This window comes from Lelliottia sp. RD5 (genome assembly GCF_056032945.1).
In genome coordinates this window covers 79,555-104,901 of sequence record NZ_JBVYHQ010000010.1, presented here as the reverse complement: position 1 = coordinate 104,901, position 25,347 = coordinate 79,555, and the positions used below count along the sequence as shown (strand labels likewise).

The 25,347-nt window shown below is 53.1% G+C and carries 24 protein-coding genes; 18 read left to right on the top strand and 6 right to left on the bottom strand.

Annotated features, from left to right (window positions below):
- Positions 1-682 precede the first annotated feature (682 nt).
- The gene (locus tag AC0LWE_RS21070; RefSeq protein WP_245004273.1) at positions 683-1,993 is read left to right on the top strand and encodes a hypothetical protein; all 1,311 of its coding nucleotides are present in this window, start codon (positions 683-685) and stop codon (positions 1,991-1,993) included.
- Positions 1,994-2,207: 214 nt separating this feature from the next.
- Here AC0LWE_RS21070 and AC0LWE_RS21065 read toward each other — a convergent pair whose 3' ends face one another.
- A complete protein-coding gene (locus AC0LWE_RS21065) occupies positions 2,208-3,479 on the bottom strand; it encodes a Y-family DNA polymerase (RefSeq protein ID WP_219347736.1) in 1,272 nt (423 codons plus the stop codon).
- Positions 3,479-3,910: a translesion error-prone DNA polymerase V autoproteolytic subunit gene (gene umuD / locus AC0LWE_RS21060; RefSeq protein ID WP_219347737.1), complete on the bottom strand. Its 432-nt coding sequence runs from the start codon at positions 3,908-3,910 to the stop codon at positions 3,479-3,481. The genes AC0LWE_RS21065 and umuD overlap by 1 nt, the downstream gene beginning before the upstream one ends.
- Before the next feature lie 230 nt (positions 3,911-4,140).
- Between umuD and parM the strand changes: the two genes are divergently transcribed.
- Genes parM through AC0LWE_RS21045 form a run of 3 tightly spaced genes read left to right on the top strand, consistent with a single transcriptional unit; the run spans position 4,141 to position 6,047 of the window.
- Complete coding sequence (parM, locus tag AC0LWE_RS21055; protein ID WP_219347780.1) at positions 4,141-5,112, top strand: plasmid segregation protein ParM domain-containing protein; 972 nt, start codon at positions 4,141-4,143, stop codon at positions 5,110-5,112.
- 2 nt (positions 5,113-5,114) lie between these two features.
- On the top strand, positions 5,115-5,789 hold the full coding sequence (locus AC0LWE_RS21050) for a plasmid partitioning/stability family protein (RefSeq protein WP_219347738.1): 675 nt from the start codon (positions 5,115-5,117) through the stop codon (positions 5,787-5,789).
- A gap of 3 nt (positions 5,790-5,792) precedes the next feature.
- The gene (locus tag AC0LWE_RS21045; protein ID WP_219347739.1) at positions 5,793-6,047 is read left to right on the top strand and encodes a hypothetical protein; all 255 of its coding nucleotides are present in this window, start codon (positions 5,793-5,795) and stop codon (positions 6,045-6,047) included.
- Positions 6,048-6,450: 403 nt separating this feature from the next.
- Here AC0LWE_RS21045 and AC0LWE_RS21040 read toward each other — a convergent pair whose 3' ends face one another.
- Positions 6,451-6,756 carry a hypothetical protein gene (locus AC0LWE_RS21040; RefSeq protein ID WP_219347740.1) on the bottom strand — a complete coding sequence of 102 codons (306 nt, stop codon included), beginning with the start codon at positions 6,754-6,756 and terminating at the stop codon, positions 6,451-6,453.
- A 501-nt stretch (positions 6,757-7,257) separates the two neighbouring features.
- Between AC0LWE_RS21040 and AC0LWE_RS21035 the strand changes: the two genes are divergently transcribed.
- The 13 genes from AC0LWE_RS21035 (at position 7,258) to AC0LWE_RS20975 (ending at position 16,702) form a co-directional block, all read left to right on the top strand.
- Positions 7,258-7,950 carry a DNA methylase gene (locus AC0LWE_RS21035; RefSeq protein WP_219347741.1) on the top strand — a complete coding sequence of 231 codons (693 nt, stop codon included), beginning with the start codon at positions 7,258-7,260 and terminating at the stop codon, positions 7,948-7,950.
- Positions 7,947-8,168, top strand: a complete 222-nt coding sequence (locus AC0LWE_RS21030; protein ID WP_174341716.1) for a hypothetical protein — start codon at positions 7,947-7,949, stop codon at positions 8,166-8,168. The genes AC0LWE_RS21035 and AC0LWE_RS21030 overlap by 4 nt, the downstream gene beginning before the upstream one ends.
- Before the next feature lie 54 nt (positions 8,169-8,222).
- Positions 8,223-8,645, top strand: a complete 423-nt coding sequence (locus AC0LWE_RS21025; protein ID WP_219347742.1) for a DUF1380 family protein — start codon at positions 8,223-8,225, stop codon at positions 8,643-8,645.
- Between the two features lie 359 nt (positions 8,646-9,004).
- Positions 9,005-9,436, top strand: a complete 432-nt coding sequence (locus AC0LWE_RS21020; protein WP_219347743.1) for an antirestriction protein — start codon at positions 9,005-9,007, stop codon at positions 9,434-9,436.
- Positions 9,437-9,480: 44 nt separating this feature from the next.
- Positions 9,481-9,873 (top strand): hypothetical protein, encoded by a 393-nt coding sequence (locus tag AC0LWE_RS21015; protein WP_219347744.1) that lies wholly within the window; start codon positions 9,481-9,483, stop codon positions 9,871-9,873.
- 49 nt (positions 9,874-9,922) lie between these two features.
- Positions 9,923-10,120, top strand: coding sequence for a hypothetical protein (locus AC0LWE_RS21010; protein ID WP_219347745.1), 198 nt, complete (start codon positions 9,923-9,925; stop codon positions 10,118-10,120).
- 142 nt (positions 10,121-10,262) lie between these two features.
- The gene (locus tag AC0LWE_RS21005; protein ID WP_474266132.1) at positions 10,263-10,400 is read left to right on the top strand and encodes a hypothetical protein; all 138 of its coding nucleotides are present in this window, start codon (positions 10,263-10,265) and stop codon (positions 10,398-10,400) included.
- Between the two features lie 555 nt (positions 10,401-10,955).
- Positions 10,956-11,603: a hypothetical protein gene (locus AC0LWE_RS21000; protein ID WP_245004274.1), complete on the top strand. Its 648-nt coding sequence runs from the start codon at positions 10,956-10,958 to the stop codon at positions 11,601-11,603.
- Positions 11,604-11,670: 67 nt separating this feature from the next.
- On the top strand, positions 11,671-13,683 hold the full coding sequence (locus AC0LWE_RS20995) for a ParB/RepB/Spo0J family partition protein (protein ID WP_219347747.1): 2,013 nt from the start codon (positions 11,671-11,673) through the stop codon (positions 13,681-13,683).
- Positions 13,684-13,719: 36 nt separating this feature from the next.
- Positions 13,720-14,154 carry a conjugation system SOS inhibitor PsiB gene (psiB, locus tag AC0LWE_RS20990; RefSeq protein WP_219347748.1) on the top strand — a complete coding sequence of 145 codons (435 nt, stop codon included), beginning with the start codon at positions 13,720-13,722 and terminating at the stop codon, positions 14,152-14,154.
- Positions 14,151-14,882, top strand: a complete 732-nt coding sequence (locus AC0LWE_RS20985; RefSeq protein WP_219347749.1) for a plasmid SOS inhibition protein A — start codon at positions 14,151-14,153, stop codon at positions 14,880-14,882. Before psiB ends, AC0LWE_RS20985 begins: the two co-directional genes overlap by 4 nt.
- Positions 14,879-15,109, top strand: a complete 231-nt coding sequence (locus AC0LWE_RS20980) for a hypothetical protein (RefSeq protein WP_219347750.1) — start codon at positions 14,879-14,881, stop codon at positions 15,107-15,109. Before AC0LWE_RS20985 ends, AC0LWE_RS20980 begins: the two co-directional genes overlap by 4 nt.
- A 223-nt stretch (positions 15,110-15,332) precedes the next feature.
- Positions 15,333-16,702 (top strand): IS3 family transposase gene (locus tag AC0LWE_RS20975; protein ID WP_474266129.1). Its coding sequence is split into 2 segments (ribosomal slippage): positions 15,333-15,813 and positions 15,813-16,702, totalling 1,371 coding nucleotides; the frame shifts between segments, so codons are not numbered across the junction.
- A 179-nt stretch (positions 16,703-16,881) separates the two neighbouring features.
- On the opposite strand, the gene AC0LWE_RS20970 is transcribed toward AC0LWE_RS20975, so the two are convergent.
- Positions 16,882-17,559 carry a DUF1963 domain-containing protein gene (locus tag AC0LWE_RS20970; protein WP_050737422.1) on the bottom strand — a complete coding sequence of 226 codons (678 nt, stop codon included), beginning with the start codon at positions 17,557-17,559 and terminating at the stop codon, positions 16,882-16,884.
- Positions 17,560-17,682: 123 nt separating this feature from the next.
- Positions 17,683-18,803 (bottom strand): IS3 family transposase gene (locus tag AC0LWE_RS20965; protein ID WP_474266127.1). Its coding sequence is split into 2 segments (ribosomal slippage): positions 17,683-18,545 and positions 18,545-18,803, totalling 1,122 coding nucleotides; the frame shifts between segments, so codons are not numbered across the junction.
- Between the two features lie 82 nt (positions 18,804-18,885).
- Between AC0LWE_RS20965 and AC0LWE_RS20960 the strand changes: the two genes are divergently transcribed.
- Complete coding sequence (locus AC0LWE_RS20960) at positions 18,886-19,206, top strand: ASCH domain-containing protein (RefSeq protein WP_446028777.1); 321 nt, start codon at positions 18,886-18,888, stop codon at positions 19,204-19,206.
- Positions 19,207-19,426: 220 nt separating this feature from the next.
- Here AC0LWE_RS20960 and AC0LWE_RS20955 read toward each other — a convergent pair whose 3' ends face one another.
- Positions 19,427-25,318 carry a DUF3320 domain-containing protein gene (locus AC0LWE_RS20955; protein ID WP_446028776.1) on the bottom strand — a complete coding sequence of 1,964 codons (5,892 nt, stop codon included), beginning with the start codon at positions 25,316-25,318 and terminating at the stop codon, positions 19,427-19,429.
- Between the last annotated feature and the right edge of the window lie 29 nt (positions 25,319-25,347).

The following is a 25,347-nucleotide window of genomic DNA, read 5'->3' as shown; positions in this document are numbered from 1 at the left end:
GTCCCAACCCTACATCTGGGACCGTGGTCCCAACCCTACATCTGGGACCGTGGTCCCAACCCTGCATCTGGGACCGTGGTCCCAACCCTGCATCTGGGACCGTGGTCCCAACCCTGCATCTGGGACCGTCATCTCAAAACAATAACTAGGACTATGGTCATATTCATGGTTTACGTGTACGCGGAAAATGTAAATTAATCGCCTTGGCGCTTCCTCGCTTACTCGCGGGCTTTGCCCGGTCGTGCGGCTGCGTCGAGCGCTATCATCATTTTAGAGGTTTGATTATTTGCGAACTGTTTTACCACTCCTCCGTGTAAACATGAGACAACACTCTGTAGTTAACCAGCCATCATTGCTGAGTACCTGTACAATTAAAATAGATGCTTTCTGATGCCAGTGTGGGTTAAACCATTAAGCTCCGTCATTAAATGATCACCTTTTTGTATGGAAAGCGCGTCCATATGACACATGCAATACTGTTAAGCAGGAGTTCGTAATGCTTCTACATATTGCCGGATTTGGCATATCCGTATATCTGCATTGAATTAGTTCAACCGGTTAGCCGCTGCATGCTTAAGTCGCTAATGTCGATATACACCGTATGGCTTAAAGTAAATGTTATTGGTTTACTTGTGCTTATATTTGACGAATGGTTGTGAAAAGATAACTTGGGATATACAGAATGAAACTTGTCTGGAAAGAGGCTCCCAGAGGACGCATAGAGCGATATTTAAGTCTCTCTGAGAAGGAATCCATTCTGCATGTGTTCAGCCAATCTAGGAAAACCTCTCAGACTGATTTGCGTATCACCAATATCATTCTTGAAGAGATGGACAGAAAGGAGTTATGGATAGAATGCGATTGTGTTGAACTTGAGCAAAACCTGACAGGGCCTTACAACTGTGAGGTGGAAAGATCATATCTAAGACACGTCAAGACATCCATGCTGCATAATGAGACGTGTCCTTTGTATCGCATAAAGAAAGAAAGAGACATAGCCTCCAAATCCCAAGAAGGGAAAACAAGCCCGCTAAATCCTGTCGGGGTGGATGACTGGTTACCTGACCGAAAAGAACAAGCTAAAGCCAAACAGGGTAAGGGACTTCCGCATCTACGCAAAGCAAGACGAAAACCACTTAAACCAGTTCCTGCGCTGGGTAGAAAATTACTGACTCTTATTCAGGCTGCTGGGATAAATCAACTCGAACTGGGAGTTGATTACAAGCCTCCAGGGCTGGCCAGAGCAATACAGTTCGTTAAAAATGTGCTTGAGACCTATACCATGAAAAATGGCACTATCCTTGCTGACCTGATCACATGCTCGCCATGGTTGCCAATAGAAAAGATTGAGGAGATGCTTAAAAAGCTGGAAGCCAGTAACGGTATTAGCAGCATGGATAAGGAATTATGTGTGTATGTTGTCGGCCTTGCGGCAGAGGTATCAAGAGAAAGCGTGACCTTTAGTGTCAGGGGGAAAACGTTCACACACAGTCCCGAGACGCGAGTAACCATAAATGGTGAGCACTATCTTAACGCCGGAAGTAGGGGGCCTTACTGGACTATTCTAGAATACCGACGAGATGGAAAAGGTATGGTGTATTGCCACGACGCATATGCACATGCAGCTTTTACGCTGGATAATCCAGTCCCGGTAGACAGCAATCTAGAGAAATCTACTCTTAAAACAATCATCAGTGCATGCGAGTTTGCATCTCATCAAACAAATCATCCTGAATCACTTAGTCTCAGCAAGCCACTATTTACGATGAGAACGTTCAAGGATGGATCTGAGGAAGTTATTCACCCCGATTTTATTTTGAACGTCGCACCTATCAGCAAGCAAACTGTTACAACGTTGATTATTGAAACGATGGGTTATGACTCAGTTGATTACATTGAGCGAAAGGCTGAAACGCATAACTTGATGCGTCAGGAAGGGATACTGCTTACTGATCCTCCTGACTGGCCCGCCCCCCCCAAAAATAACTTTTAACAGCATTTTGCTGAGGCATATCTTTAGGGCGGCTAAATGACTGGATGCTAGGCAGAATGCAATACGGTTGACCAAAAGATATGAGGTTTTACCTTCATGATGCGTGAAGTTAAACAGGCAGTTAAAGTACTGACATTTTAAATAGGCACGGGTCTAACAGCAGCCCATCTGTAAGAACAACCGATCCAGTGCCATTGCGATATATTCTTCGACATTAACTGATCATGGCTAACGGAATGTCTTTCCAGCGGGTTGTGTAAGCAGGAGACAGCATGTCCCTTTTCATCTGCCATAATGGCGCAATTCCTCGCCCAGCGAACCAGACCTGTCCCAGAGCTGACTGATTTATCCCATCGATAACTTTCATCAGTTCTGCACTGTGAGGACGCGGAGGACGTTCGTCGAACAGCTGCAGCTGAGTCACACCTGAACCGGTGAAGTCATTCAGCATGACGCCCGCTTTGGCAAACCGGTGCCCGTCTTTCCAGACGCGCTCCAGTGCTGTGGTGGCGGCCGCCACGATGTCCCGGGTGTCCTGAGTTGGAGTGAGCAGTTTTTCGGTGGCCACGTTGCCGTAGTAGGGCTCCCTGACGGCGAAAGGCGATGTTTTCACGAAGACTGAGATATGCCGGCAATATTGTCGTTCTCCCCGCAGCTTCTCTGCGGCCCTTTCTGCGTACTGGCAGACCGCCTGACGAAGCGAGTCATAATCCGTAATTTTTTCGCCAAAACTTCTGCTGCAGACGATCTGCTGTTTGGTGGGAGGTACTTCCTCAAGCGCAATACAACTTTCTCCATTCAGTTCACGAACGGTACGTTCCAGAACAACGGAAAAGTTTTTGCGCACAAACGTCGGGTTTGTCAGGGCCAGGTCGAGCGCCGTTTTGATCCCCAGGACATGCAGTTTTTTAGCAATACGGTTTCCCACCCCCCAAATCTCCTCCACCGGCTGCAGTGAAAGCAGTTTACGTGTGCGGGCAGGATTACCGGGTGTCAGTGCGAGAACACCACGGAACTGTTTCCATTCCTTTGAGGCCCATTGTGCTGATTTTGCTAAAGTTTTACTGGGACCTGCTCCCACGCCAATGGTCAGGCGCGTACAGTCATAGACGTGCTGGCGCAGCTGCCGACCGAAGTCTTCCAGATCCATGCAGTGTTCCACACCAGTCAGGTCGAGGAACATCTCGTCAATACTGTACTGCTCCACCCTCGGAGCAAGTTCTTCCAGACAGCTCATCACCCGTGCTGACATTGAAGCGTAAAGCTCATAGTTACTTGAAAAAACGTGTATTTTTTCCGGGTAAGCGTTGTTCTTCATCTGGAACCACGGGGTGCCCATTTTTATCCAGGGTTTTGACTCCGCGCTTCTTGCGATCACACAGCCATCATTATTGCTGAGCACCACCACCGGTTTTCCCTTCAGATCCGGGCGAAAAACCCGCTCACAGCTGGCGTAAAAGCTGTTCACATCGGCCAGGGCGAACATCAGTACATCTCCCGTGGACGGTGAATGATGTGGGTCACAACGCCGAAGATATCCAGTTCGTCGGGGTCCGGATAAATCGGGGACCAGGCGGCGTTCATGGGCTGCAGGACCAGCTGTGGCCTCAGCAACAGACGTTTGACGGTAAACTCACCCTGCAGACTGGCTACCACAATATCGCCATGCTGCGGCTTCTCAGCACTGTCCACGACCAGCAAATCGCCGTTGTACAGACTGCCGTCTGACATGCTGTCTCCGCTTGCACGCAGATAGTAGGTGGCGCTCGGATGGCGGATACAGTACTCATGCAAATCCAGATCGGCGGTGACGTAATCCTGGGCCGGGCTGGGAAAACCACAGCTGGCCAGGTCTGAAAACAACGGATGGGTCTGCGGCGGGATGTCTTTTCCCGGACTGAGAAGCTGCAATTTCATGTTTCCTCCTGATGCTAAATATACTGGTTATAAACACAGTATATTTGACACTTCGTCGATAAGCCAGAGCGCCAGGGAGGTGCTCGTAGTGCGCGTTGTAAGTTGCTCAATAGGATAGAAAATATCAATGTGATGCTTTTTAGTTGCTCATTATGAGAAATAAGGCTTTTATATTCTCGTTTTGCTCTTATGATATGTATCAAATTGAGTTTAATTGATGGAGCATAATGATGAATATTTACTGCGATGATGGTTCGACTAATGTTAAGCTGGCATGGTTTGAGGGTGACGCGCTGCGGACCCGGGTCTCGGCAAACTCTTTCCGGCATGGCTGGAAGGTGGCGGAATTCAGTACGGCGACGTTCAACTATCAGGTCGGGACGCTGAAATATACCTGGGACAGTGTCAGCCGCGATGCCATCCCGACCACAAACGTGGATTATCAGTACGGCGATCTCAACCTGCTGGCCGTGCATCATGCCCTGCTGAGCAGCGGACTTGAGCCGCAGCCGGTGAGCCTGACAGTCACGCTGCCCCTGAGTGAGTATTACGACGGGGACTGTCAGCGTAATGAGGAGAACATCCGCCGCAAACGGGAAAACCTCATGCGCGGGCTGACTATCAATAAGGGCACGGCATTCACCGTGGCGGACGTGAAGGTCATGCCGGAATCACTGCCGGCGGCGTTCACCCGGCTTGCTGAACTCCGGCCCGGACCGGGTGAAACCACCCTGATTATCGATCTCGGTGGAACCACGCTCGATGCGGGTGTGATTGTTGGCCAGTTCGATGATATCAGTGCCGTACACGGCAATCCCTCAGTCGGGGTGTCACAGGTGACACGTGCAGCAGCAGGCGCACTGCGTGCTGCCGACAGTGAAACCAGTGCCATGATTGCTGACACGGTCATCCGTAACCGGAATGACCGTGATTATCTGCAGCGTGTGATCAACGATGCCGGTAAAATTGATGATGTCCGGAATAAGATTGCAGAGGCGATTACCTCCCTGGGAGCGCGTGTCACCAGTGAGCTGACGGCCTTCAGGAATGTTAACCGGGTATTCCTGGTCGGGGGAGGGGCATCTCTCATTGAAGAGGCTATCCGTCAGGTGTGGCCTCTGGCTCCTGACCGTATAGAGGTTATTGGCGATCCGCAGCTGGCACTGGCCAGAGAGATTGCCCTGTACAATAAAGAGGATTAAACGTGCCGGACGGCCAGTATTCTTTCTATCTTCACAGCGACGATTACACCGATATCGCGGCAATGGCGACGATCAACACCATCTCGCAGCCCCTGCGCGGTGATTTTATCCGAACCGTCACCACCGCCGGCGCGGTGGTGTACCAGACCGACACCCGTTTACCGGCACTCATCCCGGTATTCTTTGACGGTCAGCTGAGCGCCCGCCGGCTTTACGCCTTAATGGCGCTGGTAGCCGGAAGATGGTCGTCATTGTCCGGGTTGGCGGATGAGCCTGACGCCGGCGTGACGGCACGGGCGATGTCGCCGGAGGCTGAATCCCGGCGCCGGCGTTACACCCTGGCGCTTCAGGATGACCGGAGCAGTGAACGTGTCGAAAGCCTGCTGTCGGGTGTTTCATCCCGTCTGCGCGGTGAACTGCTGAGAAACCTGATTATCACCGGTCTGGCGCTACATACGATGGCACCTGAACTGCCGCGTCTGCTGGCCAGCATGCCGGTTCCGCCCGCCTCGGTCAGTGAGCTGCAGGTTCTGGTTCAGCAGATGGCTGGCTCCGGGATGACGGGCGCCGGCACTGCGGCGGTCATCCCGGAGAAACCGGTATCGTCAGTCACTCCGTCAACGGATACGCAAACCGCCGGGATAAAGAAAAATATGCGAAGGGCATTCGGAGAGTGAAATATGTCAGTCATTAAGCGAACGGCCGAGCAGTACATTCACCATATTCTGCGCGCCCGGAACGTCCCTGAAGCCCAGTGGCCTGAACGGGTAAAAAAGACGGGCAGAGGGATGATGTTGCTGGGTGTGGCCACTGTCGTGCCATTACTTCTGGTTGACGATATCTCGCTCCCGATGACGATCGCGCTGCAGCTCTGTTACGCTGTGCTGCTCTGCCTCGGCGTTATCCTGGCCTTTGACAGTAAAAAATCTGCCTGACATGCAGGCCGCTCACGGTGCAAAAAAAAACGGCTGGGTGACATCTCAGCCCTGCCGTCGAATCGTGTAGCGTAATTTTTCGGCGATTATAGAGTGTTTAATTGTGATGTAAATCACAATTATGCTTTAAGGAATACTCTCCGAAGAATATATTCCTGAATATTTTCAAGGCTTGTACTGACAGGCAGTGAAAAGGGCAGAAATGACCGGAATGCCCTGCAGGTAGTGGATGATGTTTATAACCCGGCCCCATCGGGACGGTGTTTTCGTGTACAGTACCAGGTACCTGTTGCGGGGTAGCATCGGTGAGTAAACCTGGTCGATTAACTCTGACATCCGTCTTGCGACTGAGACTAAAAACCCCGCACTGGCGGGGTTTAAAAAAGTCGTGACATCTTAATCGTTAAGCCTTTTCTGGCGCATTTCCTCTTCCTGAACCGGAAGGATTGCCCGTCGTACTGGGCCAGTTCCCGCCATTTTCCTGCTGAATAAACTCGCGAATCCTGCGATTCAGGCCCTGTTTATCTCCCGTGTTAATCAGCATGCACAGCATCATTAGTTCACCGACGGCCGCCTCATGTAATAACGCTCCCTCAGCATGGCGGGTAAGTACCGTTGAGAGATACGTCTGCATTTCAGCCGTATCATCAGTGGTTAACTGGAGGCTATATTCTGTTGATGCTTCCCTCATTGCTTCTGCTATGTCCATTTACACCCCTGATCGATTGAATACTCTGTACAACACACCCGAAATTAACACCTGAGATCTGCACATTGATTTACCTTAACACCTGTTGAGGTTCCGCCCCGGGGAGGCTCGCTGCGATCGGGGCGATGTCTCAGGTAAAGCAGTTCATTCAAAAGTACATCTGTCAGATAAAGGCGCAACCCGTTATCACCGCCATATTGCCACACCCGGGTGACTGCTTCAGCTACCAGAACGGGTAACAAAGGATGTCGGTTCCCTCCGCCTTTCTGCCGCCAGCCGGCGGCGGGCGTCAGCGCCGTGCCTTCACGCTAACCCGGCCGCTCCGGTCACAAGGGTTCACTCCGTCTCCGTCCTCACCCGTTCGCACCCTTCACGGTGCATTCAGCCCGTAAAGGGTTTGCGCTGCGGCTTGCGGCGTCGCCCCTGCGTCCTCCTCTTTTCGCCGGGTTTTTGTGGCGGCACGGCGCAACAGGGTGCCGCATATCAGAGAGGAGTGTGTCTATGTCCCGTTTTATCCTGGGTGACTGCGTGCAGGTTATGTCCCGTTTTCCGGCGCGTGCCGTCGATTTTATTCTCACCGATCCGCCGTATCTGGTTGGCTATAAGGACCGTTCCGGCCGGACGCTGGCCGGGGATAACTCGGCGGAATGGCTCCAGCCTGCCTGCCATGAAATGTACCGCGTGCTGAAAAACGACAGTCTGATGGTGAGTTTCTACGCCTGGAATCGCGCGGATCTGTTTATCAGTGCCTGGAAAGCGGCGGGGTTCCGGATTGTCGGGCATGTCGTGTTTGCCAAAACTTACGCCTCGAAATCCACTTTTGTGGGCTACACGCATGAGAACGCCTATCTGCTGGCCAAAGGCCGTCCGCAGACGCCGGACCGTCCCATCCCGGACGTGATCCCCTGGAAATACACAGGCAATCACCACCACCCGACCGAAAAGCCGGTGCAGAGCCTGCGCCCCCTGATTGAATCCCTGACCCGACCGGGCGCGATTGTTCTTGACCCGTTTGCCGGCTCCGGCTCCACCTGTGTGGCGGCGGCCGAAGTCAGTCGCCGGTATATCGGGATTGAGATGCTGGAGCAGTATCACGCGGCCGGCGTGCGTCGTCTGGCGCAGGTTGAACGGGCGAGAAGGATGCCGGCGGCCAATGACGGCATGTTTTACCCCGATTATCCGGAGGCGGCATGAATTATCCGGGACTGGAAGCGCTGCGCGCGGACGTTGCCGCGCTCAGTAATGCCATGTGCGATGTCAGGATGCTGCTTAACCGTCTGGAATCTCAGCACCGACACGACGCCGCGACGCTTGCCGAACGCATGGCCGCGCAGACCCTGCGGCGCATCAACACCCTGTTACTGGAAGCGTACCGGGAAGCCCTGGTACTGGATGAAACCTTTCAGAACTGACTGACCCCGCCGGGCGTCAGCCCGGCCTGTAACCTGACAAGAGAGAAAAAACTGATGTTTGGAACCCGTGAAGAACTGTGTGTGCAGCTTGAAAACATGTTCACCTTTGATGAACCCCTGATCCTGCTGGTCTGGACGGAAGAGGGCGTGGCGGCGGCGTGCCGGGAGAGCGGACTGCATCCCGACGAAAAAGAAGTCTGGTCCCTGATGAAAGCAATCGGTGATCTCCCAATGGCGGAGTACCGCCGTGCAGGGGTAACGAATGCCCGATTTTGCGAGCTGCTGATACAACGTCGGGAAGAAGAAAACAGGCAGGTCAGCGTGACGGCCGCACTTTTGTCCAGGGTACTGAAACGCCACGAAGGTGAACTGGAAAACCGTGTCGGCCATGCGTGGGAGGCCGGACGGCAGGCGCCAGAAAGCCTGAAAGAGGCGCTCAGGGAAGTCCATGCCCTCCAGGCGCAACTGGCCGCGTAAGGCATTCCGGGGGCCTGGCCCCCGTATCCTGACCGGGGCCAGACAATGCGAAAAAGGAAGTCAGTTCCTTCCGCCTTTATCCGCCGCCCCCCTCCGGGCCGCGTCGGGACGGGGGAACCTCCCTGGCGGCAGGGTGCGGTGACGGCATACGCCGTGACTTCACTGTAGCCCGGCCGCATCGGCCAAAAGGGTTCGCTGTCGCCGCCATCCTCACCCGTTCTCGCCATAAACGGTGCATTCAGCCCGTTTCTGTCTGCGCTGCGGCTTCCGGTGTCGCCCCTTCGTCCTCCGCTTTTCGCCGGTCTGTCGTGTCGTCACGGCGATGCCGGACCCGAGAATATGTTAACCGTGGAGGATATATGAACCCGACCCTGACCTGTTGTGATGCCGTTCGTCTTGAGGGCGCGCAGCGCCTGACCTTTTTGCCCGATCTCTTTGGCGGTGATTTTATGACGTCCGAAGCCTCTGTGTATGCCTACGCACACCGTTATTGCCCCGAGTATCAGGGCGGATTCTGGCACTTTTACCGCCTGCCGGACGGCGGCGGGTTTATGGCACCGGATCTGCCGGAACTCCTGTTGTGTAATACCGCAAACTGGTTTGAGCAGACGGTCAGCGGGGAAGTGGCAGGGATCATCCTTACCGCGCTGGTACTGAATCACCGGAGCTGGTTTCACAGCAATCATGACCAGGAGGAACTGTGCCGTCACTTTTGCCGCCGTCATGAGCAACTGATGGATTTTATCGACGCTCACCCTGAAAGCGCCGCCATCTGGCGTGCCCTTGACTGACTGGCCACGGGCGGCAATGCCGCCCGACAAAAGGAGAAAAAAATATGATGTGTACACCGAGAGAGATCGCCCTTGAAATGTTCAAATGTTCCGACCTTGACGGCGAGAAATGCGTGTTTGCGTGCTGGTATGGGGCAGATATCCGCAGCATCTGCCTTGACTGGGATCTCAGCGACGAAGACGTGGGACTGGTACTGGAAAGACTGAATGCGCAACTCGAATGTGGCGGTGATTTTGGGCCGATACGCGGCATCGTGGAGGACTTTCTCGATGAAAAGCGTGCGCTCCGCACCGTAACGATCCCCGCCACGTCACTGGCGGTGGTAATGCAGCTTGCAGGGAAAGAGATGGAGCGGCTCACTTTGCAGGGTGAAAATGACGCTCTGAAGGAAACAAACGATGTCATGCAGGGTCTGCGTCGCACGCTCAGTGCGTGACAGGATGCCGGAGGCAATGCCTCCGGCAAGGGAAAAAAAGGAGAATAAAATGCAGCTATCAGCCGAAACCCGAAACATCCTGCGCCAGTACAAAACCCTGATAAATCAGAGGCGACAGGAACTCGGCCTCAGCCCCGTCACCACAGCGAAAGTGATGGAGGAAATCTGTGAATCCGCCACCCGACAGTGTGCCGTGTATTTGTGCGGGCACTTCATTCTTCAGGGCGGCGAGGGGGACCAGCCATAACAGGTCAGGGCGATGCTACGGTGCCGCCTGATCGCGCGCGAAAACCCTGTCATCCCTGCGGGCTGACGGGCGACAGAGAAAGCGCCTGCGGCGCTTCCCCCGTCTGCCCCTGAAGAAGGAGCCGGATATGTAGGGCAAAAAAATGCTGGCAAAGAAGAATGAACCGGAACAGCCTTCTGCGTGGGCGTGGGCGTGGGCGTGGGCGTGGGCGTGGGCGTGGGCGTGGGCGTGGGCGTGGGCGTGGGCGTGGGCTCTGAAACCCGATCACAAAAATCTCTGAAAATATCTGAATCCAGTGGGTTGTCTTTTTCGTCTGCCGCCTTTTTTTGATGGCCGGAACCCGAAAAACGGGCAGGGCTATGGCCCCCTTCGGCTCCTGACCCGCGTTGCGGTTCAGTCGTCGAGCCCCACTCCGCCAGGCAGCTGCTTCGCACCGGCCAGTCTCCGCCGAATCCCTTCGGGGTTCGGGCTACGCTAGGGTCTGATGGCGGAGGTCAACCCCTGGCTTGCTGCGACCGTGCCGGTCACGCCGCCCTGACCGCGACGGAGAGGCCGTCGCTTTAAGGCCGCCACGCCGTTCCGCCGTGTCGGGTGTGTGCATCCTGTTCATGCGGTGAGGCCATCCCCCGTGTGTCCTTACGCGGAGGGCTTGTCGTAGCACCGTCGGGTCGTCATCCAAGGGGTGAAATACACGCCGCCAAAACTTTTTGCGAAAGACCGCAAAAACTGTTGTCTGCGCCCCTTTCCTTCCTCCCTTCGCCGTCGCTCCTTTGCCCTTTGCCGCGAAAGAACTCACCAGGGAGATGGACACCCATCACCACAGGAGAAAACCAGGATGCACACACGAAACGTCAACGTCAGAACCGCCGCTCACGAATCTTCCAGGAAGATAGGGGAAGGGCAAAATCTCCTGTCCGTTGCGCGTGTGGTCAGCCGGATTAAAGGCCAGCTATCTGTGGCAACTGACGAGGCGCAGCTTACTGCCGCTATGGCTGAAGAAGCGCATACACATTACGGCGAGGTGTTCACAAGAATTGACCTGTTCAAATCCCTGATGACGGGTTTTTTTCAGGGACTCAGAAAACCCATCAGTCACGTAATACAGAAGGAGACAAAAATGCAGGTTCTGAAAGCCACAGCATCACCTAAAAAGGTAGGCGAAAGCCGTGACATGGTCGCACTGCTACGCATTCAGGCCACCGACACGCATGTGGTGGAATTCGACAACGTGGACACACGCTTCAACGACTGCACGAACTGGCAGGTGATGGAGGGGGATAAGCGCGTCCTGTTCAGCACCCGAACGCACGAACGCTTTTCTGACATTAAGGCTGGGGTGCTGGCAACGATCGCGGTCTGTGAAAACCGCGCCACTGCGTCGGATACCGCGATGCTGGAAAGTGCCCGCGCGATGATGAAGGTGCTCGATGCCTGTCCGTCCTTTGGTGCGCTGGTCGCACACCCGAAACGTATCACCGATTAACCGAGTGCCGTGACCGGATAGCCCTCCGGCCACGGCGAACCATCACTTAAACTAAGAGGTAAAAATCATGGTCACCACCCATTCTACGGCAAACAAATCCGTAAAATCCACCCGCAGCAAAAAAGTTGCGCCTGACGCCGCACAGGCTACAAACCCGACGCTGTTACAGGTGCTGATAGCGACCCCCGTACAACTGATGCCGTATTCACGCTTGTCCAGCACGGATCTGAACGTGCGCCGACGCCCCCACACGGACAAGGAAGTGGAAGAACTGGCTGACAGTATCGAGGCCGTGGGTATCCTCCAGAACCTGATCGGCGTGGAACTGCCTGACGGCTCAGTCGGTGTGGTCGGCGGGGAAGGTCGCCGCAGGGCAACGGGCATTCTGGTCAAAAAAGGCATCACGGACGCGGACACGCCGTTTATCCCTGTGAAGGTGATCCCGCTGGAGCTTGCCGTGGTGGCCTCCATGACCGAAAACGGTCAGCGTAAAAACATGCATCCTGCCGAGCAGATTGTCGGTTTCAGAACGCTGGAGCAGGAGGGCAAAACCGTCTCGCAGATCAGCGCCCTGCTGGGCTATGCCCCGCGCCACGTTCAGCGCTGCCTGAAGCTGGCAAACCTTGCCCCCTCCCTGCTGGATACGCTGGCACGGGATGAAATCTCCCTCGAGCAGTGCGAAGCACTGACCCTTGCTGACACCCATGAGCGTCAGGAGCAGGTCTGGAAACAGGCCGTGGAACAGTGGCGAGATCCTGCCGTGCAGACCCTGCGCAGACTGGTGACGGACGACAAGATGGCGGTCAGTCACCCGATGTTCGAATATGTGGGCGAGGAAGCCTATACCGCCGCTGGCGGGACGCTCACCGCCGATCTGTTCAGTGACAGGGACAGCACCTATGCCGATGCCCCGCTGGTGAAATCCCTGCTGGGTGGCAAGCTGACGGTACTGGCGGCGCGTATTCAGCAGGAGCAGGGCTGGGGCTGGTCAGAGTTTCACATGAACGAGCTGGGCAACAGCGTGACAGAGCGTGAACAGTACCGCTTTGCCATGCCAGCACCCGTCCTGACAGACGATGAGCAACAGCGCATCAGTGAGCTTGAAGAAAAAATGGAAGCCACCGACAGCCACGATGACGAATACGCTTTCCAGCAGGAAATTGACGATATTGTTTGCGAGGCGACCTACCGCGAAGCCACACCGGAATTCCGTGCCGCACACGGCGTCTGGGTGTCATGGGATGGCAGTGATTTTCAGGTTCAGGCGGGGATTCACAAAGTGACGGACGAGGAGCGTCAGGAGGAAGAAAAAGCCCTTCAGGCGCGCCGCGATAACGTGGTGACGTACACCACGCCGGACATTCCTGCCGATGCGTATCCCGCCACGCTGGTCAAAGCCATGTCAGCCGAGCGCACACTGGCGGTTCAGGCCGAACTGGCAGGACGTCCCGATGTGTCGGTCGCACTCCTGACGTGGACGCTGTGTCTCGGGCTGTTTGATCGCTGCCATGGTCAGCGCAGTGAACCCCTGAAAGCCTCGGTGTCCTCAAATCAGTATCACCTCGCCTCGCTGGCTCCGTCCGGTGAGGAAGGGAAAGCCCTGACGGCGCTGAACGCGCAGAAAGCGACGCTTCAGACGACGCTGCCTGAACACTGGCATCTCGGGTTTACCTGGCTGCTGTCATGGTCTGCCGAGCAGGTTAACACCCTGCTGGGATTCTGCGCGGCGCACGGTATCGATGGTATTCAGGAGCGTCTGTATAACCACACTAAGGTCAGTTCACTGGACGGGCTGGAAGCAGCACTCGATTTTGACCTGCGCAAGTGGTGGCAGCCGGATGCAGAGAGCTACTTTGGCAAACTCAAAATTGCCCAGATTGGTCAGGCATATGAACAGGCCGGACTGACCGACAAGGCGGGGGAGGTCGTGAAACTTAAACGTCGGGATGCGGCGAAAGCCGCCGAACAGGATCTCAATGCCGTGGGCTGGCTCCCTGACTGGATGGTGCGCCCTGCGCCAGCCGCTCAGGCTGAAGAGAGCACTGAAACCGTCGCTGACACCACTGACCACGCTGCGTAAACCGGAGGCCGCCGCCTTCGGGCGGCGGGTACAGACATGACGATGAAATATGACCTGACCCGAATCAATACCCTGACCGCCTCCGATATGGAGTTCATTCGCCAGCAGGGCGAGGATGCACGTCGCGCCCTCAGCGATGCCGTGACCGGCCTGCTGACAACCCCCGAGGGCTGGCGAGTCTGCGCCGAGTACCGCAGCGAGTTCGGTGACTTTTTCCCCGTACAGTGCCGGTTCAGTGCGGACGGCTGTGATGACTGGCATCTTTGCGTGTGCAGTCCTGGCGAGCTGTCGCCGTACTGGCTTCTGGTCCTGCTCTCATCCGGTGGCGAGGTGGTGCGTACGCTTTACCAGAATGACACGCTCCAGCCTGAACAGGTCAGCCAGTTGATCGCGCAGATGGCCGGTATGCGCCGCTTTAACTGCACCGCCCGTACCGTGGCGAAACTGATGAGCGGGGAGGTGACAGCATGATCCCGTCCTCACACGCCCTCGTTTCCCTGAAGCCTGCCCGTCAGGCCGCGATTCAGGCTATCAGTCTGGTCGAGTCCTCCCGCGAACGTGGCGCACGACTGCCCGCCATGCCCTACGTGCGCACCTTCCTGCGCGTGCTCACGGGCAGCGGTCGCCTCAATGCCACGGTGGCTCGTCAGATCCCCGGCCTGAACTGGGTGCCGAAAAACCGGCATTCAAACCTGAAGCAGGTGGAGGCGGCGCTCGATGTCATGATCGCGACGGGCGGTGAAGCCTGCCCGCTGCCGCTCACGCTGGACGTACAGGCCGAACTGTTCCCCGAAATTATGCACACCCGCACGGACAGACGGCTGCACAGGTCAAACATTCGGACCACGCGACAGATGCGCCGCGAATCCCGCGAGGTTGAACAACGCTGGAAGTTGCGCCAGAACCTGCTTGCACAGGCGGAAACCGACCTCAATTTTCAGTCACCGGAAACGGTCTGCACCTGGTATACCCGGTGGAGCGACGAGTTTGACGCGCCAGCGCTGGCGGGAATGTTCTGGCGCTGGCAGACGCGGTTCGCGTCGCTGAAGGAACTGGAGTGGCTGCGCCTGAGTGACGAGCCGCTGTATGCCGTGATGTATGAAATCCCGTTTATCGTCCGGGAAACGCCCGAGCCTGTTCGCCAGGCGGAACGCTGGCAGGTGCCGAACAAGCTGACCTTACAGGGGAGGCAGGCATGAGAAATAACCCGTACAAAACGGAACTGAAGGTCGCCCGCAGCCAGCGGAATAAACTGCGAACCCTCTCCGCCAGGCTGAAAGAGATGTCCTGCGAGTGGGACGGCATGAGCGGCTGGCTCGAGACAGAAAGTGATCGTCTGGCAGAAAGCGTTGACGAGCACATTAAGGCGCTTGAGGAGCAGATTCAGGACTGGGCGCAGGGACCGGACAGGCAAAGTGATGACTGAAAAAGGTGGGGATTTATCCAGGTTTCAGCGTGTTATCCCTGGGCAGACATGGCAGGGCAGGATATAATGGCGATGGCGCTTGAGGCTTTTTGCCTCATGATGTTCGGGTGGTTTGTTATCGTGTTGTGAGGCAGAAAGAAGAAAGCCCCGTAGGAAGTTAATTTTCATTAACCAACCACATGAACTGCACCCATTTTGTTGGACTCTCTTACTGGAGAGTCCTATGTCAAAACGTAAATATCCTTTCGAAGTGCGCCTGGCAGTGGTTATGCATTATTCCACTACTGATGAAGGTTACCGTTTAACATCTGCACGTTTTAACATCCCCAGAACACAGGTGAGGATGTGGGTGGCTGCCTATGATGCCTATGGCGAAGAGGGGCTAAGACCCAAATATAAAGGCGTGTCAGTAGATCCTGAAATCCGGGTAGCCGCCATAAAGGAAGTGCTGGAAGGGAAGATGTCCTATAATCAGGTCGCAATCAAATATAAGATCGCTGGCCCTGGTGTTATAGCTAAGTGGTTGAAAGTTTTCGATAAGAATGGATATGACGGCCTCCGATCTCTTCGCGTTGGGAAAAGAAGAGAACTTCATATGATAGAAACCCCTGAAGCGGTTGAGGCTGCAATTGAACATTCAAAAGTCCAGCGTATCAAGGAACTGGAAAAGAAAGTCAAGTATCTGGAATTGAGAGTTTTATATCTAAAAAAGCTGAAAGCCTTGGTTCGGTGAGGGATAAAGTCAAAGTTATTGATGAACTGAGGCAGCACTACCCATTTGATGAACTTCTTCAAATTGCGGACATTCCCCGCAGTACCTTTTACTATCACCTTAAAGCACTTAAATCCCCTGAAAAATATGCTGAGTTAAAATGCAGAATCAGGGAGATTTATGATGATAACTACGGGCGTTATGGCTATCGCAGGATAACTATGGCTTTAAAACGAGAAGCCTGTGTAGTCAATCATAAAGTTATTCAACGTCTTATGAATATTATGACTCTTAAGGCTGCGATCAGAGTTAAACGTTACAGTTCATGGCGTGGACAACGTGGTGAAACCGTCGACAATCTCCTTCAACGAAACTTTAAGGCTAACGGACCTAATGAAAAATGGGTAACAGACGTCACCGAGTTCGCTGTAAACGGCCGGAAACTCTATTTTTCTCCCATCATAGATCTCTTCAATAACGAAGTGATTTCCTACAGTATTTCCGAACGACCAACCATGCCGATGATTGATGACATGTTGATTAAGGCATTTGCCCGAATGGACGCTGACAGCAATCCTGTTCTTCATTCTGATCAGGGCTGGCAATACCGACACAGATGGTATCAGTATCAGTTGCGCGAGTTTGGGGTTTTGCAAAGTATGTCCCGTAAAGGAAACTGTCTGGACAATGCCTGTGCAGAATGCTTTTTCGGTACGTTAAAATCGGAATGCTTTTACACCCGTAAATTCAATGATGTTGACGAACTGAAGGTTGCCCTCGAGGATTACATTCGTTACTACAACACCCGGCGCATTAGCCTTAAATTCAACGGCCTCAGCCCGCTTGAGTATCGCCTAAAGACCTACCCACTACGAATTTAAACCAATGATTTTATCAAGGGTGTTGTCTGGAAAACCTTTAAATAAGAGCCATTTGCATGCTCTGGATTCTTATGTTTCTGGCTAATGATTTTAAAGCGCCATCCAGATGCAGATGCCGAAGCTCCATAGGACACGATGACGCTCATGTCTGCTAAGAGCGATGAGAGGACGTTGAGTTTCTAGTAAAACTGGCATGAAAACGTCCAAAGTCCCTCTGGGGATTTGTGAAAGTAGCCGATACCATTGTCCGCCCACATCCAGTTTACTTTTTCTTCTGACCCCACTTGAAAGACAAAATCTTGAATCCCCACACCATGTTGTATCTCCATTGGATATCCTCCAACCTTGGTTCCCCTGTACCGGTTAAAACCATCATAGAATCTATCACTTGCATCCTCATCATCGTTTACGTCAGACAAGTCAATAATATCCCAAGCATCCTCCCATCCCGGAGCATCATCATTGACACTCACCCACCGAACCGGAAATGCTCGATATGGAGTGTTAATTGCAGGCAATAACTCAAGCCCATCAAGGGTGGCGTATTCTCGTATTAGCCACCCCTCGCCATGAGGTTTATCAAATGGATGGCTTTCCATATTATGATAAAGCACTAAGAGCGCGATCCCCTTCAGTTGTTCAGGAATCACGGGAAGCTCATCTACGCGAATCTGGAGAAGCGGAAACATCGGCTGCCCCTTCCAAACTGGCAACCCTTCACCTGGAAGAGCGACTCCTTTTAAAAACCAGGATGTAATTGGGTCTGCTGTAGGGCGGAAACCACCGACTTGTGCCACAGACGCAGTACGTAATTTGGATCTGAGTTCTTCTAAAACTAACGCACTCTTGGATTTCATAATTGCATCCTTGCGTATGCCCATACTCTTGGATTCTGAAATAGAGAAGTTTTTATTATATGTCGTAATTATTACCCAACAGACCTAAATATTTTGACCTGCCCCCAGTATTAGATACAACCTTCAGTTAGTAATGTCGGTTGATTTTTCTTCATGCTTCCCGTTTCGCCAGCCTGCTGCAAATTCAGATGGCGTCTGGTAATTCAGCGATGAATGAGGTCGACACTCGTTATAATCCTGCCGCCAGTCATTAATGATTTTCCGGGCATGAAGAACATCGCTGAACCAGTGCTCATTCAGGCATTCATCCCGAAAGCGACCGTTGAAACTATCAATAAATCCGTTCTGAGTTGGCTTGCCCGGCTGGATTAAGCGCAACTCAACACTATGTTCAAAGGCCCATTGATCCAGCGCGCGGCAGGTAAATTCCGGGCCCTGATCGGTTCTTATCGTCTCAGGATATCCACGAAACAGCGCAATGCTGTCCAGAATACGCGCGACCTGAATACCTGAAATCCCGAAAGCGGCGGTGATCGTCAGACACTCCTTCGTGAAATCATCCACACAGGTCAGGCACTTAATCCGGCGGCCGCTGGCAAGTGCATCCATGACAAAATCCATCGACCATGTCAGGTTCGGCGCATCCGGGCGAAGAAGCGGAAACCGTTCAGTCGCCAGACCCTTACGGCGGCGCCTGCGTTTTACACCCAGACCGTTAAGGTGATAGATGCGGTAAACGCGCTTGTGGTTGACGTGAAGGCCCTCCCGGCGCAATAACTGCCAGATGCGCCGGTAACCAAACCGGCGGCGTTCAAGTGCCAGCTCTGTGATGCGTAGAGACAGTTGTGCGTCAGCAGCCGGACGCTGAGCCGAATAACGGCAGGTTGAAAGTGACAGACCAGTCAGCCTGCAGGCACGGCGTTGCGACAAACCCGTTGTCTCACACATGACTTCCACGGCTTCCCGCTTCTGGTCTGTCGTCAAAACTTTCGGCCCAGGGCCACCTGAAGCGCCTCCTTATCCAGCATGGCTTCAGCGAGTAGCTTCTTGAGACGAGCGTTCTCTTCCTCAAGTGACTTGAGCCGCTTCACTTCGGGGACTTCCATGCCACCGAACTTCTTACGCCAGGTGTAGAAGGTGGCGTCTGAAATGGCATGCTTGCGGCAGAGTTCCCGGGCCGAAACCCCGGCTTCTGCCTCGCGGAGAATACTGATGATCTGTTCGTCGGAAAATCGCTTCTTCATGGGGATGTCCTCATGTGGCTTATGAAGACATTACTAACATCGCGGTGTATTAATCAACGGGGAGCAGGTCACTGGAGGTAATGTGTCATTGCAGAATCTTGAAATCGTGCCTCGTCTGCTACCGGACGTTCGCGCAGGCAGGAAGCGTCATACCATTCGATATCAGGAACGTGAAATTGTGCCGGGCCCTATGCTTTACGTAAACGCGCAGGATGCCTTTGACACTGTCATGGTGTGTGTCACGCACGTTGAAAAAATGCCGCTTTTTGACGTTGCGGCCAGTCTTGGAAAAAATGCGGAATGGCCGGATGCTGAACTGCTGGAAGGGATGCGTGAGCACTACCCGTGCATAGAGATGGAGTCCGAGGTAGCGGTCATTCACCATTTACCGACTGCGGCGTAAGTTCGTGGGCGAGATGCTATATAAGAAATGGGCTTGCGTAGGATATTTTCCATTTCCCAGGCGTCCTCCTCGATTACGCCGAACTGGTCGGTGTTGGTGATGCAGAAAACCACGATAAGAGGTGTCAGAAATCGACGCTAATACATCCACCTCAAAACAGTTTAAGGCTATGTACTTCAGACTGTTAGTCTCTAAAAGTGGTTTTCCGCACGGTTAACCGTCAAACAACATCAAGCACTGATTCAATCCTTTTTTTGGCCTGACTGGTCAGGCGTTTAATGCCAAGCGAGCGGGTCATTTCCTGTATCTTATTTTCACCTTCAATACTAAGCGCCAGTGCGCGTAATTCCTCACTTGGGATCGCGTCAACCTGGCGAATGTCGTTATCCGTGGCAGGTAAACGAAAGGCATTCCAGTCGGCACGTTGCGCTGCGGACAACCAGACAAAGTCTTCACCTGAGTGATCGGCTGCAAGGTGATAGTGTTGATCCACAATTTCCATTACGCGTTCACGTATCAGTCTACCGGCGCGAGTGAAGCCGTGTACACGTGCGATGCGTTGTACAAGCGTTGTATCCAGAACGGGTGATTCACTTGTCACCACCGCTTCAATGAGGGCTTTAAGTGTCTCATCATATTCAGCTATATAGAATTGTTCTGCATCTGTCCTGTCGTGCCATTCCTGAAGTTCGTTAACGACATATTTACCGGCATGCGCTGGCATGTTGTTATTGTGAGAAGCTGCAGATGCATACTTCAGCTCAGTGCCACCATCATCTTCGCTTACTTCGGCGGGAAGCGAAATGATAGGGGTTACTAACGCGGATATTTCCTCATCATTAGCGACAGGTGTAGTTTCAGAAACCAGTATGTCGTCACGGACATCATTGGTTAGGGGAGCGATTACTGGCGTAATCTGCTTTTGTTTTTCTGCTTCAGCAATCAGTGCGGCTTCATCTGCTCTGGATTTCTCCAGTAGGATACTTATTGCTGTATCCAGCCTGTCGAGTGCTCCTTCTTTATCGACCCACCACTCCGTTGACCAGAGACGCAGTAATTTCCAGCCCAGACCCTGAAGGATGGCGCTACGGACTTTATCGCGATCGCGTGCTGTTGCAGCGCTATGGTATGTGGCGCCGTCACATTCGACACCGACAAGATAGTCACCTGGCTTATCCGGATGAACGATCCCCAAATCAATACGGAAACGGGATACGCCAATTTGCGGGACAACATGCCAGCCCTTTCTTCTTAGGCCATTTGCCACTGCCTCTTCAAACGGTGAGTCATAACCGCCTACAGACCCACGTACTGCCTGAGCAAGAGCTACAGGGCCGCGCTGGGCAAACTCAATAAAGTGTTTGAGGTCAGCAACTGCGCGGGCGCTGGTCCGATTAAGGTCGATGAAAGAAGGATCGAACGAGCTGAAGACCATCATTTCCTGTCGCGCACGTGTGACGGCAACATTCAGCCTGCGCCAGCCGCCCTCGCGATTAAGTGGTCCAAAATTCATCGACATTGTATTTGCGCCCGGTTCAGTCGGGCCGTATCCAATACAGAGTATGATCAAGTCGCGTTCATCCCCCTGAACCGTTTCGAGGTTTTTAACCACAACAGGTTCTTCCATTTCAGACTGGAAGAAGGGCTCAATTTCAGGGTGCTGCTGTCTGGCTCGGTCCAGCAGATCGCTGACTAGCTTTTGCTGTTCGGTATTCAGCGTGATAATCCCTATCGATCTGCCTGATGCAACGAACTCTTTATCAGTGAGTCGCTTCACCGTTTCAGCAACGATCGCTTCTGCCTCAGCCTGATTATGACGTCCTTTCCCTTTAGAGTAGACGCCTGCAACCTTGCACCACTGGACAGCACTTTGTTTTGTTTCCGAAGCGGGAAACGTAATCAGGTTACTGTCATAGTAGCGATGGTTGGAGAAGGTAATCAGGCTTTCATGACGGCTCCGGTAATGCCAGCTCAGGCTGTGGTTATACAGGCCAGCAGCAAGACATTCATCCAGAATACTTTCCATATCTTCTTCAGTATCATCGTCTGTTTCATTAGCTGCCCGATTAAAGAAGCTAGTAGGCGGCATCTGGCGGGGATCACCGGCGATGACCACCTGTTTGCCACGCGCCATGGTGCCGATAGCATCCCACGGAGCAATCTGCGATGCCTCATCGAAAATAACCAGGTCAAACAAGGCCTGGTCTGAGGGCAGGAACTGGGCGACTGAAAGCGGACTCATCAGCATACAGGGGGCAAGTTTGGCCATGGCATCGCCCATTTCGGCTGCCATCTGGCGTACCGGTTTATGACGACGGGATTTCTGTAGTTCATGTTTAAGGAGGGCAAAACCACTCTGCTTACTGACCTCATTTTTTGCAGGAATGACGCCACATAAACGGGCACGGATGTAGCGTACTGTCAGTTTGGCCAGACGATCGGTTTGCGTACGGTAAGCCTCAATATCACTCATATGCTCAGCCGGCACAAAATTGTGCAGCAGCGGCTCTGAATCGATCATCCACGATGCAAACCAGCGACAATAGGCAGTTTCAAAAATCTCTGCAGCGCTTATGTCTCCTGAGTCAAGATGGACCAGCGCGTTGATCACTGGCTGCAGGCCATGTGAACTCGCTTCCTCACGCACACGGCTCCAATCACTCCAGGCTTTAAGAGCGGACTGATGTTGTAGGATATTGAGTGCGCATTCACGCAGTGCCGGGAGCGATGGTTTGTCCTCCGCTGGTTTTATCAGCTTGCAGAAGCTAACCTGTGCATCATTGAAATCAGCAATCGCTGTGCGCAGTTTCCGGGTCAGGGCGGAGATAACGCCCTGCGAACCAAGAAGGTCATTGGCATCAATAATCAGGTTTTTTACAGCAGTGCGGATCTCGGCCAATTGCTGTGGGGAAGAAGCAAAACCACCAAGCGAATTGCGGATAGATTCGGCGAGTTGTAGGGTGGTCTGCAGCTGTGCAACGTTGGTATCCAGTCCAACCCATCCCGGCAGGGATAAAGTAATAGAGTTAAGCTCGTTCAGACGTTTCACCAATGTCTGCAGAGTTTCAGAAATGGAGAGATCAACGGATAAGTCGGGATCTGACGTTAGCGAGTGTTGTCGGATAACTTCACCAATGACTTTCTTGCGGGCACTGGTCGCAAAGAACCAGAATTTTTTGTCGGCGACGTCAAGTGCGTTTCTGATCTGCGGGACATTAACGTGCTGCCAGCTGTTACCTGGATAGGTAACTGACAGATTGGACTTTGTCGCTTCAATCTCTTTCAGGAGGTGAACGGCTTTATTCGCTGACTCTATACGGCTTGTGGCATCCGGTGCGAACATGAAACTCAGATCAATGCCGTAAGCTTCCGACAATAATTCACAAAATGAAGTTAACTGCGACAGTCTCTCCGGCTCGGTAGAGTCCAGAGTAACTCCCGTCGCCTTCAGTAACGCCTCGGTGGCGTTTTCAAGGCGATCGATGGTTGCAGGCAATGAGCTTGCTGCAGCAATGAGAGAGGACTGCCATCCATTGGTCCAGTCAGCCTGCGTGATGAGGCCAAAATGATCACCATGATGTTTCCAGGCATCACGGTTCAGCTCCAGACGTTTTACTATCTCTCTGAACTGCGTCATCTCTGCAGAGGAATGCAAAGTCGATGCAGGCCAGCTAAAGTGCGGCGTGGCGCTACTTGCATCTCTGATAACCTTGCCCATTGCCTGATGGAGCGTTAAGCCATTTGGCCAGCGCAGATGGAGCAAACGGACAACCTCATTGAGTTTGTCACGCAGGTGCTGCACCCTGGCCGCTTCTTCCTCCCATTCCGCGGTGGTCAGTAGATCACGCGCATCCCATGCTCGCTCAAGCTGTTTCAGAAAATCCATCTTGGACGTTTTGCTCGAGTGCAGTTCCAGACAAAATTCACCGAGTCCCTGGGACTCAAGTCTGCGATAGACCACATCCAGTGCCGCTTTCTTCTCAGCGACAAAAAGTACGCGCCTTCCCAGCGCAAGGTTATGCGCAATCATATTAGCTATGGTTTGCGACTTACCGGTACCGGGTGGGCCATCCAGAACAAAATCTCTCCCTTTTGCAGAGGCTACAACAGCGGCGATTTGCGAGGAATCTGCAGGTAACGGCAGGAAAAGATCCTGCGTATTGACGTTGTCATCGAGTTCCTCAACGTTGATGACTTCTCCGCTCTTATCCAGAACGGCATTCTCTTGGCCGCGTTCGATGAGATACTTTACCAGCGCACTTTGCATCAGTTGAGGTGCACGGTCGATGAGATCTTTCCACATCAGATATTTGGCAAAAGAAAATGTGCCAATCACAACATCACGGCTGACTTCGAAACCGGGTATGTCACGCACAGCACGCCGTACCATATTCCAGATCCCATCCACATCCACACCACTTTCATCCGTGGGCAACTCGCCATCGAGACCGTTGATTGTCAAAGCAAAGTCATTATGTAGCAGCTCAAGCAGTGTAAGGTTGAAGCGGGGCTCTTCTTCCAGCAAACGCATGGTCACGCCCGAAAGAGCACTTCTACGATCAAGCTGAATCGGCAGCAATATCAGTGGAGCAGAGTAACTTTTGGGGTCATCCGCGGTTTTTTTCCATTTAAGGAAACCAACAGCGAGGAAAAGAGTGTTGGCACCACCTTCCTCCAGATCACTTTTCGATTTTCGATAGAGGTCGATCAGGGATGACTCGAGGCGGTATTTTTCCATTGAGGAGACGACTTCACCGCGTTCCAGCGCAGCCTGGGCGTATTCTTCCCGCAGGTTCTCGTTTGTAAGCTGCTGATAAAGTTCGGCATCGCGGCCGCCACTCTCGAGATCAGGGAGCGGGACAATGCGAATGCGTTTACCTTCAGCTAGTTTATCTTCAAGATGGCCCGGATTCGCACAGATCAAACGAATGCCTTTAGCGCTTTCAGGTAGGTGTAACAGGCGGTTGCGGGTGGTTAAGTCCAGAAGTTTTCGTTGCCACTGTACTAGCCGGCCCCCAGCTTCTTTTTCGCCAGTTGTCTCGATATCAATGTCAACATCAGGAAGAGAGGGGGCTTCCTCAAACCCATGCAAAATAATCTCGCCGGCATCCTGCTGGTCTTCAAGGCGAGTGACGCCCAGAGCCAGTGGCCGAATTTTCTGCATCCGCGCGCGACGGGAATCAATGGCGGCGTGAAAAACATCCTCGTTAAGGTGCTTTAACGCTTCATCAGATGCCTGAGTAAATGAAGGCGGGTGAGCTCTGGTCGCGAGAGTTGTCTCAAATACGACCATTTCTTTCAGGTCGACACGTTTGCGCACCGCAGAGACGTCTTCTGTCACTAGCTGCGAAAATTCCTGAGGTTGTAACCAGACGCCAGCAAACGCATGACCTTCACTGAGGATAAGCAGTGAGTTCAGACCAATCTGTTCCAGTGCTGAAGCAAATAATAGGGTTGTATCCAGACAGGTCGCGACTTTTCCTTCCAGAATGGCTCCTGGTGTGCGAATTTTCTGGCCATTGCGTTCAAAGCTCGCAGGGGGAAGGGCATAACTGATATTGAGGTTGCAGACAGCAGTCCAGAGAGCTGAGGCAATTTCCCAGACACGAGTTCTCGACTTGCTTTCATAACCATCAAGAGCGTCATCCTTGCCTGCGCGGCGAAGGACATCAGAGGTTGCCTTGAGTACACGATCTACCGCTGGATCATTAGGAATAATAAATGAAGGGAGCAATTCAATCATTGCGCTGCCACCCCATTCGTTTTTCGCCAGAGCCTCAAGCGGGTAATGAGTAACGAAGAGTTCTTCCTCACCCTGCCGCAAACTTAGGGTGACTTCGCAGAGTACGCTTTCGGTCAGTTCAGCGAGCCATTCAGCATTAAGTTTGATATCACGATCCCTGATATCAAGTGAAGTACCGGGAAGCAGCCGGTCGATATTCCATTTTTTTTCTTCGAGAACGGCTGGCACGGTCCTCAGATGAAGCGTCAGATCCTGAAATGTCTCTTCAGATTCATTATGCAAGATGAGCTCACGTAACAACGGAACTGCATTCTGGTGTGATGTGAACCCCAGCTTGTGCGCGATACTCACCTGCGCTTTTATATCCATGAAACTAGTTCTCCTTAAGAGGAAATCAT